This window comes from Andreprevotia sp. IGB-42, from assembly GCF_009848685.1.
Lineage (GTDB): Bacteria > Pseudomonadota > Gammaproteobacteria > Burkholderiales > Chitinibacteraceae > Andreprevotia.
The window spans coordinates 248359-262336 of record NZ_WXTX01000003.1 but is presented as its reverse complement, the minus strand read 5'-3'; the positions used below and the strand labels follow the sequence as shown (position 1 = coordinate 262336).

Genomic DNA, 13978 nt, shown 5'->3' with positions numbered 1-13978 from the left:
GGGCTGTTTTCACAACGCTGATGCGCAGCGGTGTTACAGGAAATAGTTGAGCACGCCTTCGAGGCCAACCTGGTTGATGCTGTACGGCGCTTCTGCCCGCACTAGCGGCTTGGCATGGCAGGCCACGCCGTAGCCGGCTTCGAACAGCATGGGCAGGTCGTTGGCCCCATCACCGATGGCTACCACCTGATCACGCCGCAGGCCCAGTTCCTCGCGGTAGGCAATCAGCTCGGCCTTCTTGCGTTCGGCATCGATAATGTCGCCATTCACCTGGCCGGTGAGCTTGCCGTTGCTGATTTCCAGCACGTTGGCAATGGCGCGGCTCAGATCAAGCTTGTTCTGCAGCCGTTCGGTAAAGAAGGTGAAACCACCGGAAATCAGTAGCGTCCTGGCGCCAGCCTGCTGGAAACCCTTGAGCATTTTCTCCGCGCCGGCCATCAATTGCAGGCGCTCGTCGTACACGCGTGCCAGCGCGCTTTCTTCCAGCCCGGCCAGCAGCGCTACGCGCCGTGTGAGGCTGGCCTTGAAATCCAGTTCGCCGCGCATGGCAGCGGCGGTGATTTCCGCTACCTGCGGCTTGATGCCCACCATGTCGGCAATCTCGTCGATGCACTCGATGGTGATCAGCGTGGAATCCATATCCATGACCACCAGGCCGATATCGTTCACGGCGACGTCTTCGGGGATGAAGGCGTAATCGAGCTGGTTGCTCTCGCAGAAGTCGGCCACGGCCTCGTCATTGTCGATATGCGCGCCCAGCAGCCGGAATGCCTGCTGGTTGATCGCATCGATCTGGTACGCATCGGACAAGCGGGCGAGCTGCTTGAGGTCCTGCGTGGCGATGTTGGGGGCTTGGATGACGAGGCGGTGCATGGCTGGATACTTGAGGCAAAAGAGCGATTATATCGGAGCGGCAGGCTCGCTGTGCTGAGCGGGTGGCGCAGGCGCCGCCCGGCAGCTGCCGGGCCAGCCGTGGCAAAACTCAGTTGTTCTTGAGCACCGGCTCCACGCCGATGGCCCGTAGCCTGGCGGCGGCGGCATCGGCCTCCGCCTTGTTCTTGAACGGACCGATCTGCACGCGTGTTTCCAGGTAGGCGGGAATGCCGGCGGCCTGTACGCGCTTGAGCAGTTTTTCCGCGTTGTCCGAATGCAGGAACACGCCGGCCTGCACGGTATAGCCATTGGGGCCGCGCACCGCGTCCGCCGCTGCGGGCCCCGCCAGCAGATTCTGGGGTTGCAACAGCGTTTCCGCCTGGCTGTTGCGGCGGGGAGCGGCTTGTGCTGTGGCGGTGGCACGCGGTGGCGTGTTGACTGGCTGTGCTGCGGCTGGTGTGGCTGGCTGCGTGGGCGCCACAGTCTGCAGGCTGGCTGCAGGAGGGGGCGCTACGGTTGCCGTGCGCGCAGGAACTTTGCCGGAAATCGGCTTCGAAGTAGGGGGTGGCGTACTGGAGGTAGCCGCTGTCGGCGTTGGGGCGGCGCTTGGCGCCGGGCTGGCGGCAGCGGGTACCGATGCCGGGGCGCTGGCAGTGGCAGGCTCACTGGCCTGAGCTGCGGGCTGCTCGGTGGGCGGTACGGGTTCCTCGCTGATCTGCGGCGCGATACGTGGCGTGGTCGGGGTTTCCAGCTGCGGTTTTTCGTCCGGCCGGTCCAGCAGGTAGATACCGCCCAGCACCACCGCAATCAGGCCGGCAGCAATGCCCAGGCGCCATAACACTTGTTCGCGCAAACGGCGTTGTTCGGCCTGTTGCAGTATCGGGTCGAATCCGTCGCTCATGGGCGTTAAAGGCGCTTTAATCCGGTTGTAAGGCAGAGATGGTACAGATTTGCTATCATGTCCGGCTATCTAGCCTGGCTGGGTGCCGGATCGGGATGCACAAACGTGCATTGAGGCTACCCAAAGCAGCCGGGCTTGTAAATGAATTCGACGCCGGATTCCCGGTTTCCGGAATCCCGCTTTCGCATGAATCCGTATCTATTAACCTGTCTTTCTGGAGTGAACATGGCTATTGAACGCACGCTGTCGATCGTTAAACCGGATGCCGTTGCCAAGAACGTCATCGGCAAAATCTACGACCGTTTTGAAACAGCTGGCCTGAAAGTGGTTGCTGCCAAGCTCAAGCAACTGTCCCGCGCCGAAGCCGAAGGCTTCTATGCTGTACATAAGGAACGCCCTTTCTTCAATGATCTGGTGACCTTCATGATCTCCGGCCCGGTAATGATCCAGGCGCTGGAAGGCGAAGGCGCCATCCTGAAGAACCGTGACCTGATGGGCGCGACCGATCCGAAGAAGGCAGAGGCAGGCACCATCCGCGCTGATTTCGCAGAATCGATCGATGCCAATGCAGTGCATGGCTCTGATTCGGCTGAAAATGCCGCAATTGAAATTGCCTACTTCTTCGCTTCCAGCGAAGTGTACGCAGGCCGCTAAGGCCGGGAAGGATACGATGTCGGTCAATCTGCTCAACTACGATGCGGACGGCCTTGCCGAACTGATGATCCAGTACGGCGAGAAGCCATTCCGCGCCAAGCAACTGATGAAATGGATTCATCAGCGCGGCGAGGCGGATTTCGCGCAGATGACCGATATCGCCAAGACATTCCGCGAAAAGCTGGTGGCGGGCGCACAGGTTGCTGCCCCTGCCATGCTGGCGGAACAGATTGCTACGGACGGCACTACCAAGTGGCTGCTGGACGTGAATGTAGGCAACGGCATCGAAACCGTGTTCATTCCGGAAGATGACCGTGGCACGCTGTGCATTTCCAGCCAGGTTGGCTGTGCACTCGATTGCGGGTTCTGCTCGACTGCCAAGCAGGGCTTCAATCGCAACCTCAGCGTGGGCGAAATCATCGGCCAGCTGTGGTGGGCGGAAAACCGCCTGACGGCCGAACAGGCGCGTATCGGCGATGTGCCGCTGGAGCCGGGCGGTCGTATCGTCACCAATGTGGTGATGATGGGCATGGGCGAGCCACTGGCCAATTTCGAAAATGTTGTGGCTGCGCTACGCCTGATGCTCGATGACAACGCCTATGGGCTCAGCCGCCGCCGCGTCACGCTGTCCACCTCCGGCATCGTGCCGGCAATGGACCGTTTGCGTGATGCCTGTCCGGTGTCGCTGGCGGTGTCGTTGCATGCACCCAATGACGCGATCCGCGACGAAATCGTGCCGATCAACAAGAAATACCCGCTCAAAGAGCTGCTGGCGGCGTGCAACCGCTACTTGGAAAAAGCGCCGCGCGACTTCATCACTTTCGAGTACGTGATGCTGGCCGGCGTGAATGACCAGCCAGAGCATGCGCGCCAGCTGGCAGTGCTGGTACGCGACGTGCCATGCAAGATCAATCTCATTCCCTGGAATCCTTTCCCGGGTGCGGACTACAACCGATCGGGCCGGGATGCTATCCTCGCATTCCGGGATATCCTCAACGAAGCCGGCTATGTGGCAACGGTGCGGAAAACACGGGGAGATGACATCGACGCCGCCTGTGGTCAACTGGCAGGTCAGGTCAAGGACAAGACCCGTCGTGCAGCCCGGCATGCGATGGAAACAAAACCGATAATATTTCGCCCCTGACACGAGGATTCAATGACGCCCAAGCCCATCGCTTTACTGCTATCGATACTGCTGATTGCAAGCGCCATGGCAAGGGCCGAGACGTTGCCGCCCGCAACAAACCGCGCCAGCATCTATACACAGCTGGCTGCCGAATATTTCCGGCGTGGCCAGGTTGGCGTAGCGCTGGAAGATGTGCAAAAGGCGATCGATGCCGACCCCAAGTATGCGCCGGCACACAATATTGCCGGTCTGATCTACAACCAGCTGCAGGATAATGTGGCTGCACAGCGGCATTTCCAGGAGGCATTGCGCCTGGCGCCGGATGATGCCGACATCAACCACAATTACGGCTGGTATCTGTGTGAACACAATCAGCGCCAGGAAGGCATCCGTTACTATGTGCTGGCTGCCAGGAACCCGTTGTACAGCACGCCGGAGAAGTCGCTGATCAATGCCGGTGAATGCGCGGCTGACAGTGATGACCTGGATGGCGCGCGCAGCTTCTATCTGCAGGCGTTGAAAGCACGCGTCAGCAGCGCGCAGGCGCGGCAAAGGCTGATTGAAGTGGATCTGCGGCGCAAGGACTTTGACGAGGCCAAGCGTTATCTGGCAGAGCTGCAGAAGCTGGTGCAACCCAGTGCTACACTCGCCTGGTTGTCGTTGCGTGTCGAGCGCGGCCTTGGCAACAAGGATGGCGAGGCCCGCTACGCAGATCTGCTGCGCAAGCAATATCCGGATTCGATCGAAACCTCCCGCCTTCTGGCCAATAAGTACGACAGCGCTGCCGAATGACCCCACCAGAGCAAGAAACTACCCCGTTGCGGGATCGTGCCACGACTGTCAGTGTTGGCGCGCGCCTCAAAGCCCGCCGCGAGCAGATGGGCCTGACCATAGAACAGGCGGCCCAGCAGCTGAAGCTGACGAAAACGCAGGTGAGTGCCATCGAGCGCGATGCGTTCGACAGCCTGCCCGGCAATACTTTTGCACGCGGCTTTGTGCGCAACTATGCCCGTCTGCTGGAAATTGACCCGGCCCCCATTCTGGAAGACCTGTCTGCATGGCTGCCGGCCGAGCGCGTGCAGACCGCATTGCCCAAGGTACACGAGGAAGAATCTTTCTCGCTGGGGAGTGGCACGGGCCGCGCAATCCAGCTGTGGCTGGTGATCCTGGTCGGCTTGATCATAGGTGCAGGCGCGGTATTCTGGTTTTTGCAGCAGCCGGTATCGCCGCAACTGGATGTGCCGCAAGTGGCGTCTGCCGCTTCTGCGGTCGTGGCGGTGGCCGAGGTGGCCAGCGAGGCGGCAACCATCAGCATGGATGATAATGACAACGCCAGCGCTGCTTCAGCCGCACCGGTGGTGGGGGCGTCGGCGGTTGCCGAAGCCAGCGCCGCTTCCGCAGTGGTTGCCGTCAGGGCGGTAGCCAGCAGCGCCAGCGCAGCCCGGGCCAGTGCGCCCAAGGCCGCCGCTTCTGCGGTGGTGGGCAATGGCGAGTTGCGCCTGCAGGCCGAGGCGGATTCCTGGGTGCAGATTTTTGATGCCAATGGCACCAAGCTGGTCTCCGAAATCGTCAAGCAGGGCGAAAGCCGTGTGGTGGGTGGCGTGCCACCTTACCGGGTAAAAATCGGCAACGCGCCCAAAACCCGTCTTTACCTGCGGGGCCAGCAAGTTGACCTCACCACCTATACCAAGACCGACGTGGCGACGTTGGAACTGAAATAAGCAGCCATTGAAGCCCTATTGCCATGAGTGACCTCATTATTCCGCGCCGCCAGACCCGCCAGGTCCAGGTCGGCAATGTCTGGGTTGGCAGCGATCATCCGGTGATGATCCAGTCGATGACCAACACCGATACCGTCGATGCCGAAGGCACCGCGCGGCAGATCTTCGAGCTGTGGCGAGCGGGATCGGAAGCTGTACGCATTACCGTGAACAGCCCGGAGGCGGCCGCGCAGGTGGCCACCATCAAGTCCAAGCTGGAGAACTGGGGCTGCAAGGTGCCCATCGTCGGCGATTTCCACTACAACGGCGATCGGCTGCTGCGCGATTACCCGGACTGCGCCGAGGCGCTGGCCAAATACCGCATCAACCCCGGTAACGTGGGCAAGGGCAGCAAGCGCGACGAAAAATTCGCCTACATGATCGAAAAGGCCATCGAATACAACAAGCCGGTACGCATCGGCGTGAACTGGGGCTCACTCGATCAGGCCATGGCCACCCGGTTGATGGATGAAAACGCCAGGCGCGCACAGCCGCTGCCGGTGGAGGCCATCATGCGCGAAGCACTGATCCTGTCTGCGCTGGAATCGGCCGAGCAGGCCATCGGCTGGGGCCTGTCTGCCGACAAGATCATCCTGTCGTGCAAGGTCTCGCATGTGCAGGACCTGATCGCGGTGTACCGCGATCTGGCTGCACGTTGCGATTTTCCGCTGCACCTGGGGCTGACCGAGGCCGGCATGGGGTCCAAGGGCATCGTGGCATCCAGCGCCGCACTGGCCGTGCTGCTGCAGGAAGGCATCGGCGATACCATCCGCATCTCGCTCACGCCAGAGCCGGGTGGCGATCGCACCAAGGAAGTGATCGTTGGCCAGGAACTGCTGCAGACCATGGGCTTGCGCAGCTTTACCCCGCTGGTGACGGCGTGTCCGGGCTGTGGCCGTACCACCTCGACCGTATTCCAGGAACTGGCACGCGATATCCAGGATTTCCTGCGGGTGCAGATGCCGATCTGGCGTGAGGCGTATCCGGGCGTCGAGGAAATGAAAGTGGCGGTGATGGGCTGTGTGGTGAATGGCCCGGGCGAATCCAAGCTGGCTGATATCGGCATCAGCCTGCCGGGCACGGGTGAGGTACCGGTGTGTCCGGTGTATGTGGACGGCCAGAAGACCGTGACGCTCAAGGGCGAGCAGGTGGCCGTCGAGTTCCAGGCGCTGGTCGAGGACTACGTCAAGACGAATTATGGGGCAGCGGGCGCCAAGCGCCGCGATGTCGCCAGCAAGACCATTCCATTGAAAGTCGTGTAGACGGGCGGTATTGCACCGGCCGTTTTCAATTCCAACAGGTTCAGATCAATGAGTAAAACCATCCAGAGCATCAAGGGTATGAATGATGCTCTGCCCATTGCAAGCAAGGCAGCACCGATTCCCACGCCTGTCTGGCTGCATTTTGAAGCGATCGCGCGCGACTGGTTGGCCAGTTACGGATATGAGCAATTGCGTACCCCGATTCTGGAGTTCACGTCGTTGTTCGTGCGCGGCGTTGGCGAACATACCGACATCGTTGAAAAGGAAATGTACGCGTTCGAGGACAGCCTGAATGGTGATCAACTGGTGCTGCGCCCCGAGGGTACCGCCGGTTGCGTGCGCGCCTGCATCGAGCATGGCCTGCTGTATAACCAGACACAACGGCTATGGTATACGGGCCCGATGTTCCGGCATGAACGGCCACAGAAGGGCCGTTATCGCCAGTTCCATCAGGTAGGCGTGGAGGCATTCGGTTTTGCCGGTCCGGAAGTGGATGCCGAGCTGATCGCCATGCTGGCCGATCTGTGGCAGCGTCTTGGCCTGACTGGCCTCAAGCTGGAGCTCAATTCGCTGGGCGATACCGCCGAGCGTGCCGCACACCGTGCCGAGCTGATCGCTTATCTGGAAAAATTCGTGGATATCCTGGATGAAGACGGCAAGCGCCGCCTGCATACCAACCCGCTGCGCGTGCTCGATACCAAGAACCCGGCACTGCAGGAAATGGCGGAAAATGCACCGCGACTGGCCGACTTCCTTGGTGAGGAAACACGCGCGCATTTCGATCGTGTGCGTACCTTGCTGGATGATGCCGGTATTGCCTACACGCTGAATGACCGGCTGGTGCGCGGCCTCGATTATTACAACCGCACCGTGTTCGAGTGGACCACCACCGAGTTGGGTGCGCAGGCAACAGTGGCTGCCGGGGGGCGTTACGATGGCCTGGTCGAGCAACTGGGTGGCAAGCCCTGCCCGGGTGTCGGCTTCGGTATCGGCCTCGAGCGCCTGCTGCTGTTGCTGGAAGCGCAGGCCATTGCTGTTCCGGTCAATGCCCCCGATGTCTACCTGATCAACGACGGCGATGCAGCCAGCCGGGCGGCATTTGCCGTGGCACGCATGCTGCGCGCTGCAGGGCTCAAAGTGGTCATGCACGCCGGTGGCGGCAGTTTCAAGTCACAATTCAAGAAGGCCGATGCTTCAGGTGCGCGTTTTGCCGTAGTGATCGGCGAGTCGGAAGCGGAGGCTGGCAGCGCCAATCTCAAACGCTTGACCGGCGAAAACGGTGGTGAACAAATTACCTTGCCGCAAGCGGAGCTGGCGGCGCAAATCCTCGCTGCGGCATAATCCGGCAGCATTCCACTTCAATGCGTTGCCTCAAGGCCGCAAGGATCACGAAAAATGGCATTCGATCTGCAAGAACAAGAACAAATCGCCGAGCTCAAGGCGTGGTGGCAAGACTGGGGCAAGTATCTGGCCGCAGTCGTTGTAGCGGGCCTCGTCGGCTATGCCGGCTACGCTGGCTGGAACGCTTATCAGTCCAGTGAGGCGGAAGCCGCTGCGGAAATCTACGCTAAGGCTGAACTGATGGCGGATGATCTGCCCAAGTTGCGTGCCGAGGTCGAGAAATTGCAAAGCCAATACGGAGGTACAGGCTATGCCGCGCGGGCCACGTTGCTGGCCGCCAAGGTTGCTGCCAGCTCGGGTGACTTCAAATCCGCGCAAACGCAATTGCAATGGGTACTGGGCCACGGCAACGAAGCGGGCTTGCGCGATGCCGCGCGCCTGCGTCTGGCTGCCGTCAATCTGGACATGAAGCAATACGATGCAGCACTGGCTGCATTGCAAGGCCGTGAAGAAGAGGCATCCACGGCGTTGTTCGCCGAAGCTCGTGGTGATGTGCTGGTTGAAAAAGGTGATGCCGCTGGCGCCCGCGATGCCTACAAGCAGGCCATTGCCAAGCTGGAAAAGAGCGCTCCCAGCTATCAGTACCTGGAAGTGAAACTCGCAGCACTGGGGAACGGTTGATATGAGCAAGATGCGATCTGCATGGCGTACCGGGCTGGTTGCCGTTGCGCTCGGTCTGGCGGGTTGCGGCACGGTCAGCAACGCGCCGGTGCCGTCGCCGCTGCCGGTTGTTCAGAATACGGTCAGTGCCAATGTGCTGTGGCACAGTTCGGTAGGGGGAGGGACCCAATACCGTTTCCTGCCCGCGCGCTTGGGTGATGACAAGCTGGTGGTTGCCGGTGCCAAGAATACGCTGGCGCTGTTGCGGCTGAGCACTGGCGCACGCGACTGGCAGGTTCAGCTCGATAGCGACATTGCCGGTGGCGTTGGCGCGGGTGATGGCCTGATTGCGGTTGGTACGCTCAAGGGTGAGTTGCTGACGTTTGCTACGGATGGCAAGCCGCGCTGGAAAATCCAGCTCTCCAGCGAAATCATCGCGCCGCCTGCGATTGCCCAGAATACCGTGATGGTGCGCACTGGTGATGGCCGTATTACCGGCCTGTCCAGCAGCGACGGTACCAAGGTCTGGCAGTTCCAGCGCCAGTTGCCGGCGCTGACCTTGCGCAACTTCGCGCCATTGACTGTGGTGGAAGGTACTGCATTGGCCGGGCTGGCAGGTGGACGCCTGGTTGCGCTGGGCGTGGCTGATGGCCGTGTGTTGTGGGATAGCCCGGTATCGCTGCCACGCGGCGCCACCGAACTGGAGCGCGTATCGGATGTGGTTGCCGCCCCGGCAGTCAACGGCAATGTCACCTGCGCAGCGGCTTATCAGGGCCGGGTGAGTTGTTTCAACGTACTGAACGGCAGCCTGATCTGGTCGCGCGAAGCGTCCAGCTTTTCCGGCGTGGCAATGGATGAAGCGCGCGTTTATCTCGTGGCTGCCGACGGCGCCATACAGGCATTCGAGCGTACCAGTGGCCGCAGCCTGTGGCGTCAGGACAAACTGGCCGCGCGCGGCGTAGGTACGCCTGCTGTCATCAATGGCCAGGTTGCCGTTGCTGATTACCAAGGCTATGTGCACCTGCTCAACCCCGAGGACGGCAGCTTTGTCAGTCAGCTTGCCACCGACGGCAGTCGCATTGCTGCCGCACCGCAAGTGCTGGACGGCAAGCTGCTCGTTCAAACCCAATCCGGCAATGTATACGCCTTGAAAGTGAAGTAAGAGTAGAAAAATGAAACCCACAATTGCATTGGTCGGACGCCCCAACGTCGGCAAATCGACGTTGTTCAACCGGCTGACCAAGACGCGCGATGCGCTGGTGGCCGACCAGCCGGGCCTGACCCGGGATCGCCACTATGGCCATGGCCGGGTGGGCGAAAAGCCGTACTTTGTCGTCGATACCGGCGGTTTCGAGCCGGTAGTCGACGAAGGCATCATGTTCGAAATGGCCCGCCAGACGCTGCAAGCGGTGGACGAGGCCGATGCCATCGTGTTCATCGTTGATGGCCGCGTCGGCATCACCCCGCAGGACAAGATCATCGCGCAGCGCTTGCGCCAGATCGATCGCCCGGTATGGGTGGCGGTCAACAAGGTCGAAGGCATGCAGCGCGCCGTCGTTACCGCGGATTTCTACGAGCTGGGCCTGGGCGATCCGGTTGCCATTTCCGCCAGTCATGGCGAAGGCGTACGCGACCTGTTCAACGAGGTGCTGGAACGCTTCGAAGTGCCCGAGGATGATGGCGAATCCGATCACCCCAAGTTTGCCATCGTCGGCCGCCCCAACGTGGGCAAGTCCACGCTGGTGAATGCGGTGCTGGGCGAAGAGCGCGTGATTGCATTCGACCAGCCGGGCACCACGCGCGATTCGGTGTATATCGATTTCGAGCATGGCGAAAAGCCGTACACCATCATCGATACCGCTGGCGTGCGCAAGCGCGGCAAGGTCACCGAGATGATCGAGAAATTCTCGGTGATCAAGACCATGCAGGCGATCGAGGATGCCAATGTGGCGGTGCTGGTGCTCGATGCTACGCAGGAGGTCTCGGATCAGGACGCGCGCGTAGCCAGCTTCGTGCTGGAAACCGGCCGCGCGCTCGTGGTGGCGGTCAACAAATGGGATGCGGCCAACCAAGAGCAGCGTGATCGCATCAAGCGTGAAATCGATCGCAAACTGAGCTTTCTGGATTTCGCCAAATTCCACTATATTTCAGCGTTGCGTGGTGCGGGCGTCACTGATCTGTTCAAGTCCATTGATCAGGCCTATACCGCTGCAATGATCAAGATTGCCACACCGAAACTGACCAATGCGCTGCAACTGGCCATCGAACGCCAGCAGCCGCCGCTGATCGGCAAGGTCCGCCCGAAAATGCGCTATGCGCACCAGGGGGGCAGCAACCCGCCGGTGGTGATCGTGCATGGCAATGCGCTGGAGAAAGTGCCTGCTTCGTATTGGCGTTACCTGGAGCACACGTTCATGAAAATGTTCAAGCTGCAGGGTACGCCGCTACGTGTTCAGTACAAGCTCAGTGGCAATCCGTACGACGACAAGAAGGTGCCGCGCAAGATGGTCCACCCGGGCCGGCGCGAGAAATGATCCAGCAGCATCGCTTAGCGCATCGGTAATCCTGCCTATTGGCAGGGTTCGGGATTTATACTATAAGCGTAAGCGTGCTGCTGTCTTACCAATAACAATGCATCGGAGAACAACAATATGAGTGCCAAGGGGCAAATGCTGCAGGATCCATTCCTGAATGTGCTGCGTAAAGAGCACGTGCCGGTCTACATCTATCTCGTCAATGGCATCAAGCTGCAAGGCCAGATCGAGTCGTTCGACCAATACGTGGTGCTGTTGCGCAACAACGTAACCCAGATGGTCTACAAACATGCCATTTCTACCGTGGTGCCTTCGCGCCCGGTCACGATCCCGCATGAAAACCCGCAGCACGCCAGTGTCGCGCCGGAAGGCGAAGCCTGATCCGCAAGCCTGTTGCGTGAAAACCCCGGCAGTAATGCCGGGGTTTTCTATTGATGCCCGTGCAACGCCGCGCTGCCAGCCTCTCTTGTGATCCGGAGATTCTGCCTCATCTATACCTTGCCCGGCGTCACTGCTGCAATGCCAGCCCGGCCTTGTGCCAGCCGCCAAAGATTCCCGAGAAAAGAGTAATGCATGTTTGAACGCCACAAAGGTGGTGATGCCGCGGTGCTGGTCTGTCTCGATTTCAACGAGCCGGATTATCGCGATGGTGTCGATGAATTCGTACAACTGGTGGAAAGTGCCGGCGTGGCACCGCTGGCCATTGTGGAGGGCAAGCGCGCCCGTCCCGATCCAGCCTATTTTGCCGGTTCAGGCAAGGTGGATGAGATCGGCGAAGTAGTGCGGGCGCATGGTGCGGACATGGTGATTTTCAATCACCAGCTGTCACCGGCGCAAGAGCGCAACCTGGAGCGCAAGTTGCAATGCCGCGTGCTCGACCGCACCACGCTGATCTTGGATATCTTTGCCCAGCGTGCACGCACGGCGGAGGGCAAGCTGCAGGTGGAGCTGGCGCAGCTCGCGCATATCCAGACGCGCTTGATCCGTGGCTGGACCCACCTGGAGCGGCAGAAAGGCGGTGTCGGCATGCGCGGCCCGGGTGAAACCCAGCTGGAAACCGACCGCCGGCTGATCGGTATCCGCGTGAAGCGGTTGCGCGAGCAACTGGTGATTGCGCAAAAGCAGCGTGCCACCCAGCGCAAGGCGCGGGTGCGGCGCGGTGAATACAGCGTTTCCATTGTCGGTTATACCAATGCCGGTAAATCGACATTGTTTAATGCGCTGACCAAAGCCAAGATATATGCAGCGGATCAGTTATTTGCCACGCTCGATACCACGTCACGCAAATTGTTTCTGGATGCCGAGCATTCGGTGGTGATATCCGATACCGTCGGGTTTATCCGCAATCTGCCTCATACCCTGGTGGCGGCGTTTCGCGCCACCCTTGAAGAAACCATCCATGCGGATCTGCTTTTGCATGTGGTGGATGTGAATCATCCGATGCGTGAAGCACAGGTTGAAGCTGTAAATTACGTACTGGGTGAAATTGATGCGGAACGGATTCCGCAATTGATGGTCTGGAACAAGATTGACCTGAAGGACGGGCAGCCCGCAGTAGAGCGGGATGAGTATGGTAAAATCCATGCCGTGCGTGTCAGCGCTATGCGTGGGGAAGGACTAGACTTGCTGCGCGCCGCTCTGGTCGAAGCAATGAGCCAATCCAGCGAGGAAAACGAGACTACATGAGCCAGAACGATCCGCAGTGGGGTGGCCGCCGTAATGGCCCACCGGACCTCGACGATATCTTCCGTAACGTCAAAAACAAACTTTCCGGCCTGTTTGGCAGCAATGGCAATAACAACCCGCAGCCTGATCGCGGCAATGCCGGTGCTGCGGGCGCAGGTATCGTCGTTGGTGTGCTGGTGGTGCTTTGGGCCGCTTCTGGCTTTTACGTGGTTGATGAGCGTGAAAACGCCGTGATCACGCGCTTTGGCAGTTATGCAGGCACGGTGGAAAATTCTGGCCTGCACTGGCATCTGCCTTGGCCGATCGAGCGCCGCGAAATCGTCAACGTTACTGAAATCCGTAGCCTGGAAGTGGGCACCGCCGCCCAGGCGGGTGCTGGCCAGGATGAAGCGATGATGCTGACGGGTGACCAGAACCTGATCGAGATCCAGCTGGAAATCCAGTACACGCTCAAATCCGCCAAGGACTTCCTGTTCAACAACCGCAGCATCGAGCAGACGCGCGAGACGCTGGGTAACGATCTGGTGAAGCAGGCGGCGGAAACGTCGATCCGTGAAGTGGTTGGCAAGAACAAGGTGGACTTCGTGCTGAACGAAGGCCGCGGCAAGATCGGTGAAGACACCAAGGAGTTGATGCAGGAGTTGCTGGATAAATATGGCACCGGCATCCAGATTGCCCGGGTCAACATTTCCGATGTGCAGCCCCCCAACGATGTGCAGGCGTCGTTCTCCGACGCGGTCAAGGCGCGTCAGGACAAGGCACGTCTGATCAACGAAGGCACAGCCTATGCCAACGACGTGGTACCGCGCGCCAGCGGTATGGCCGCACGTCTGAACGAAGAGGCACTGGGCTACAAGCAGCAGGTCGTGGCGCGTGCCGAAGGTGATGCTTCCCGCTTCAAGCAGGTGGCCGAGCAGTATGCGAAGGCGCCGCAGGTCACGCGTGATCGCATGTATCTCGACACCATGCAGCAGGTGTTCCAGAACACCACCAAGTTGCTGGTTGACCAGAAAGCCGGTGGCAACCTGTTGTACCTGCCGCTGGACAAGCTGATGCAGGCCAATGCCGCAACAGCGCCCGAAGCACCCAAGACCGTTGCGCAGGAAGCTGCCGCTGCGCCTGTGATCCCTGCCAACCCGATTCCTTCGCGCTCCGAGCGCGATAGCCGCTAAGGAGGAAAG

General features: G+C 60.2%; 14 protein-coding genes. 12 read left to right on the top strand and 2 right to left on the bottom strand.

Annotation, left to right across the window (positions count from 1 at the left end):
• Positions 1-33: 33 nt before the first annotated feature.
• Complete coding sequence (serB, locus tag IGB42_RS06185; protein ID WP_159668531.1) at positions 34-873, bottom strand: phosphoserine phosphatase SerB; 840 nt, start codon at positions 871-873, stop codon at positions 34-36.
• 109 nt (positions 874-982) lie between these two features.
• The gene (locus IGB42_RS06180; RefSeq protein WP_159668528.1) at positions 983-1774 is read right to left on the bottom strand and encodes an SPOR domain-containing protein; all 792 of its coding nucleotides are present in this window, start codon (positions 1772-1774) and stop codon (positions 983-985) included.
• Positions 1775-1999: 225 nt separating this feature from the next.
• Between IGB42_RS06180 and ndk the strand changes: the two genes are divergently transcribed.
• From ndk to hflK, 12 genes are all read left to right on the top strand, one after another.
• Complete coding sequence (gene ndk, locus IGB42_RS06175) at positions 2000-2428, top strand: nucleoside-diphosphate kinase (protein WP_159669083.1); 429 nt, start codon at positions 2000-2002, stop codon at positions 2426-2428.
• Positions 2429-2444: 16 nt separating this feature from the next.
• Positions 2445-3572, top strand: a complete 1128-nt coding sequence (rlmN, locus tag IGB42_RS06170) for a 23S rRNA (adenine(2503)-C(2))-methyltransferase RlmN (protein ID WP_159668525.1) — start codon at positions 2445-2447, stop codon at positions 3570-3572.
• A 12-nt stretch (positions 3573-3584) separates the two neighbouring features.
• Complete coding sequence (pilW, locus tag IGB42_RS06165; protein ID WP_159668522.1) at positions 3585-4346, top strand: type IV pilus biogenesis/stability protein PilW; 762 nt, start codon at positions 3585-3587, stop codon at positions 4344-4346.
• On the top strand, positions 4343-5275 hold the full coding sequence (locus IGB42_RS06160; protein ID WP_159668519.1) for a RodZ domain-containing protein: 933 nt from the start codon (positions 4343-4345) through the stop codon (positions 5273-5275). Before pilW ends, IGB42_RS06160 begins: the two co-directional genes overlap by 4 nt.
• Positions 5276-5298: 23 nt before the next feature.
• Positions 5299-6576 carry a flavodoxin-dependent (E)-4-hydroxy-3-methylbut-2-enyl-diphosphate synthase gene (gene ispG / locus IGB42_RS06155; protein WP_159668516.1) on the top strand — a complete coding sequence of 426 codons (1278 nt, stop codon included), beginning with the start codon at positions 5299-5301 and terminating at the stop codon, positions 6574-6576.
• Between the two features lie 48 nt (positions 6577-6624).
• Positions 6625-7917: a histidine--tRNA ligase gene (hisS, locus tag IGB42_RS06150; RefSeq protein WP_159668513.1), complete on the top strand. Its 1293-nt coding sequence runs from the start codon at positions 6625-6627 to the stop codon at positions 7915-7917.
• Between the two features lie 54 nt (positions 7918-7971).
• Complete coding sequence (locus IGB42_RS06145; RefSeq protein ID WP_159668510.1) at positions 7972-8598, top strand: tetratricopeptide repeat protein; 627 nt, start codon at positions 7972-7974, stop codon at positions 8596-8598.
• A gap of 1 nt (position 8599) precedes the next feature.
• Positions 8600-9739, top strand: a complete 1140-nt coding sequence (gene bamB / locus IGB42_RS06140; protein ID WP_159668507.1) for an outer membrane protein assembly factor BamB — start codon at positions 8600-8602, stop codon at positions 9737-9739.
• A 10-nt stretch (positions 9740-9749) separates the two neighbouring features.
• Entirely contained in the window at positions 9750-11111 is a 1362-nt protein-coding gene (gene der, locus IGB42_RS06135) for a ribosome biogenesis GTPase Der (protein WP_159668504.1), read from the top strand.
• Between the two features lie 117 nt (positions 11112-11228).
• On the top strand, positions 11229-11492 hold the full coding sequence (hfq, locus tag IGB42_RS06130; RefSeq protein WP_159668501.1) for an RNA chaperone Hfq: 264 nt from the start codon (positions 11229-11231) through the stop codon (positions 11490-11492).
• Positions 11493-11684: 192 nt separating this feature from the next.
• Positions 11685-12797 (top strand): GTPase HflX, encoded by a 1113-nt coding sequence (gene hflX, locus IGB42_RS06125; protein WP_159668498.1) that lies wholly within the window; start codon positions 11685-11687, stop codon positions 12795-12797.
• Positions 12794-13969: an FtsH protease activity modulator HflK gene (gene hflK, locus IGB42_RS06120; RefSeq protein ID WP_159668494.1), complete on the top strand. Its 1176-nt coding sequence runs from the start codon at positions 12794-12796 to the stop codon at positions 13967-13969. Before hflX ends, hflK begins: the two co-directional genes overlap by 4 nt.
• Positions 13970-13978 lie beyond the last annotated feature (9 nt).

Coding starts and splice junctions, on each gene's coding strand:
- ispG (WP_159668516.1), top strand. CDS start 5,299: ATGAGTGACCTCATTATTCCGCGCCGCCAGACCCGCCAGGTCCAGGTC.
- IGB42_RS06180 (WP_159668528.1), bottom strand. CDS start 1,774: ATGAGCGACGGATTCGACCCGATACTGCAACAGGCCGAACAACGCCGT.
- hflK (WP_159668494.1), top strand. CDS start 12,794: ATGAGCCAGAACGATCCGCAGTGGGGTGGCCGCCGTAATGGCCCACCG.
- hfq (WP_159668501.1), top strand. CDS start 11,229: ATGAGTGCCAAGGGGCAAATGCTGCAGGATCCATTCCTGAATGTGCTG.
- hflX (WP_159668498.1), top strand. CDS start 11,685: ATGTTTGAACGCCACAAAGGTGGTGATGCCGCGGTGCTGGTCTGTCTC.
- hisS (WP_159668513.1), top strand. CDS start 6,625: ATGAGTAAAACCATCCAGAGCATCAAGGGTATGAATGATGCTCTGCCC.
- bamB (WP_159668507.1), top strand. CDS start 8,600: ATGAGCAAGATGCGATCTGCATGGCGTACCGGGCTGGTTGCCGTTGCG.
- serB (WP_159668531.1), bottom strand. CDS start 873: ATGCACCGCCTCGTCATCCAAGCCCCCAACATCGCCACGCAGGACCTC.
- pilW (WP_159668522.1), top strand. CDS start 3,585: ATGACGCCCAAGCCCATCGCTTTACTGCTATCGATACTGCTGATTGCA.
- der (WP_159668504.1), top strand. CDS start 9,750: ATGAAACCCACAATTGCATTGGTCGGACGCCCCAACGTCGGCAAATCG.
- IGB42_RS06145 (WP_159668510.1), top strand. CDS start 7,972: ATGGCATTCGATCTGCAAGAACAAGAACAAATCGCCGAGCTCAAGGCG.
- rlmN (WP_159668525.1), top strand. CDS start 2,445: ATGTCGGTCAATCTGCTCAACTACGATGCGGACGGCCTTGCCGAACTG.
- ndk (WP_159669083.1), top strand. CDS start 2,000: ATGGCTATTGAACGCACGCTGTCGATCGTTAAACCGGATGCCGTTGCC.
- IGB42_RS06160 (WP_159668519.1), top strand. CDS start 4,343: ATGACCCCACCAGAGCAAGAAACTACCCCGTTGCGGGATCGTGCCACG.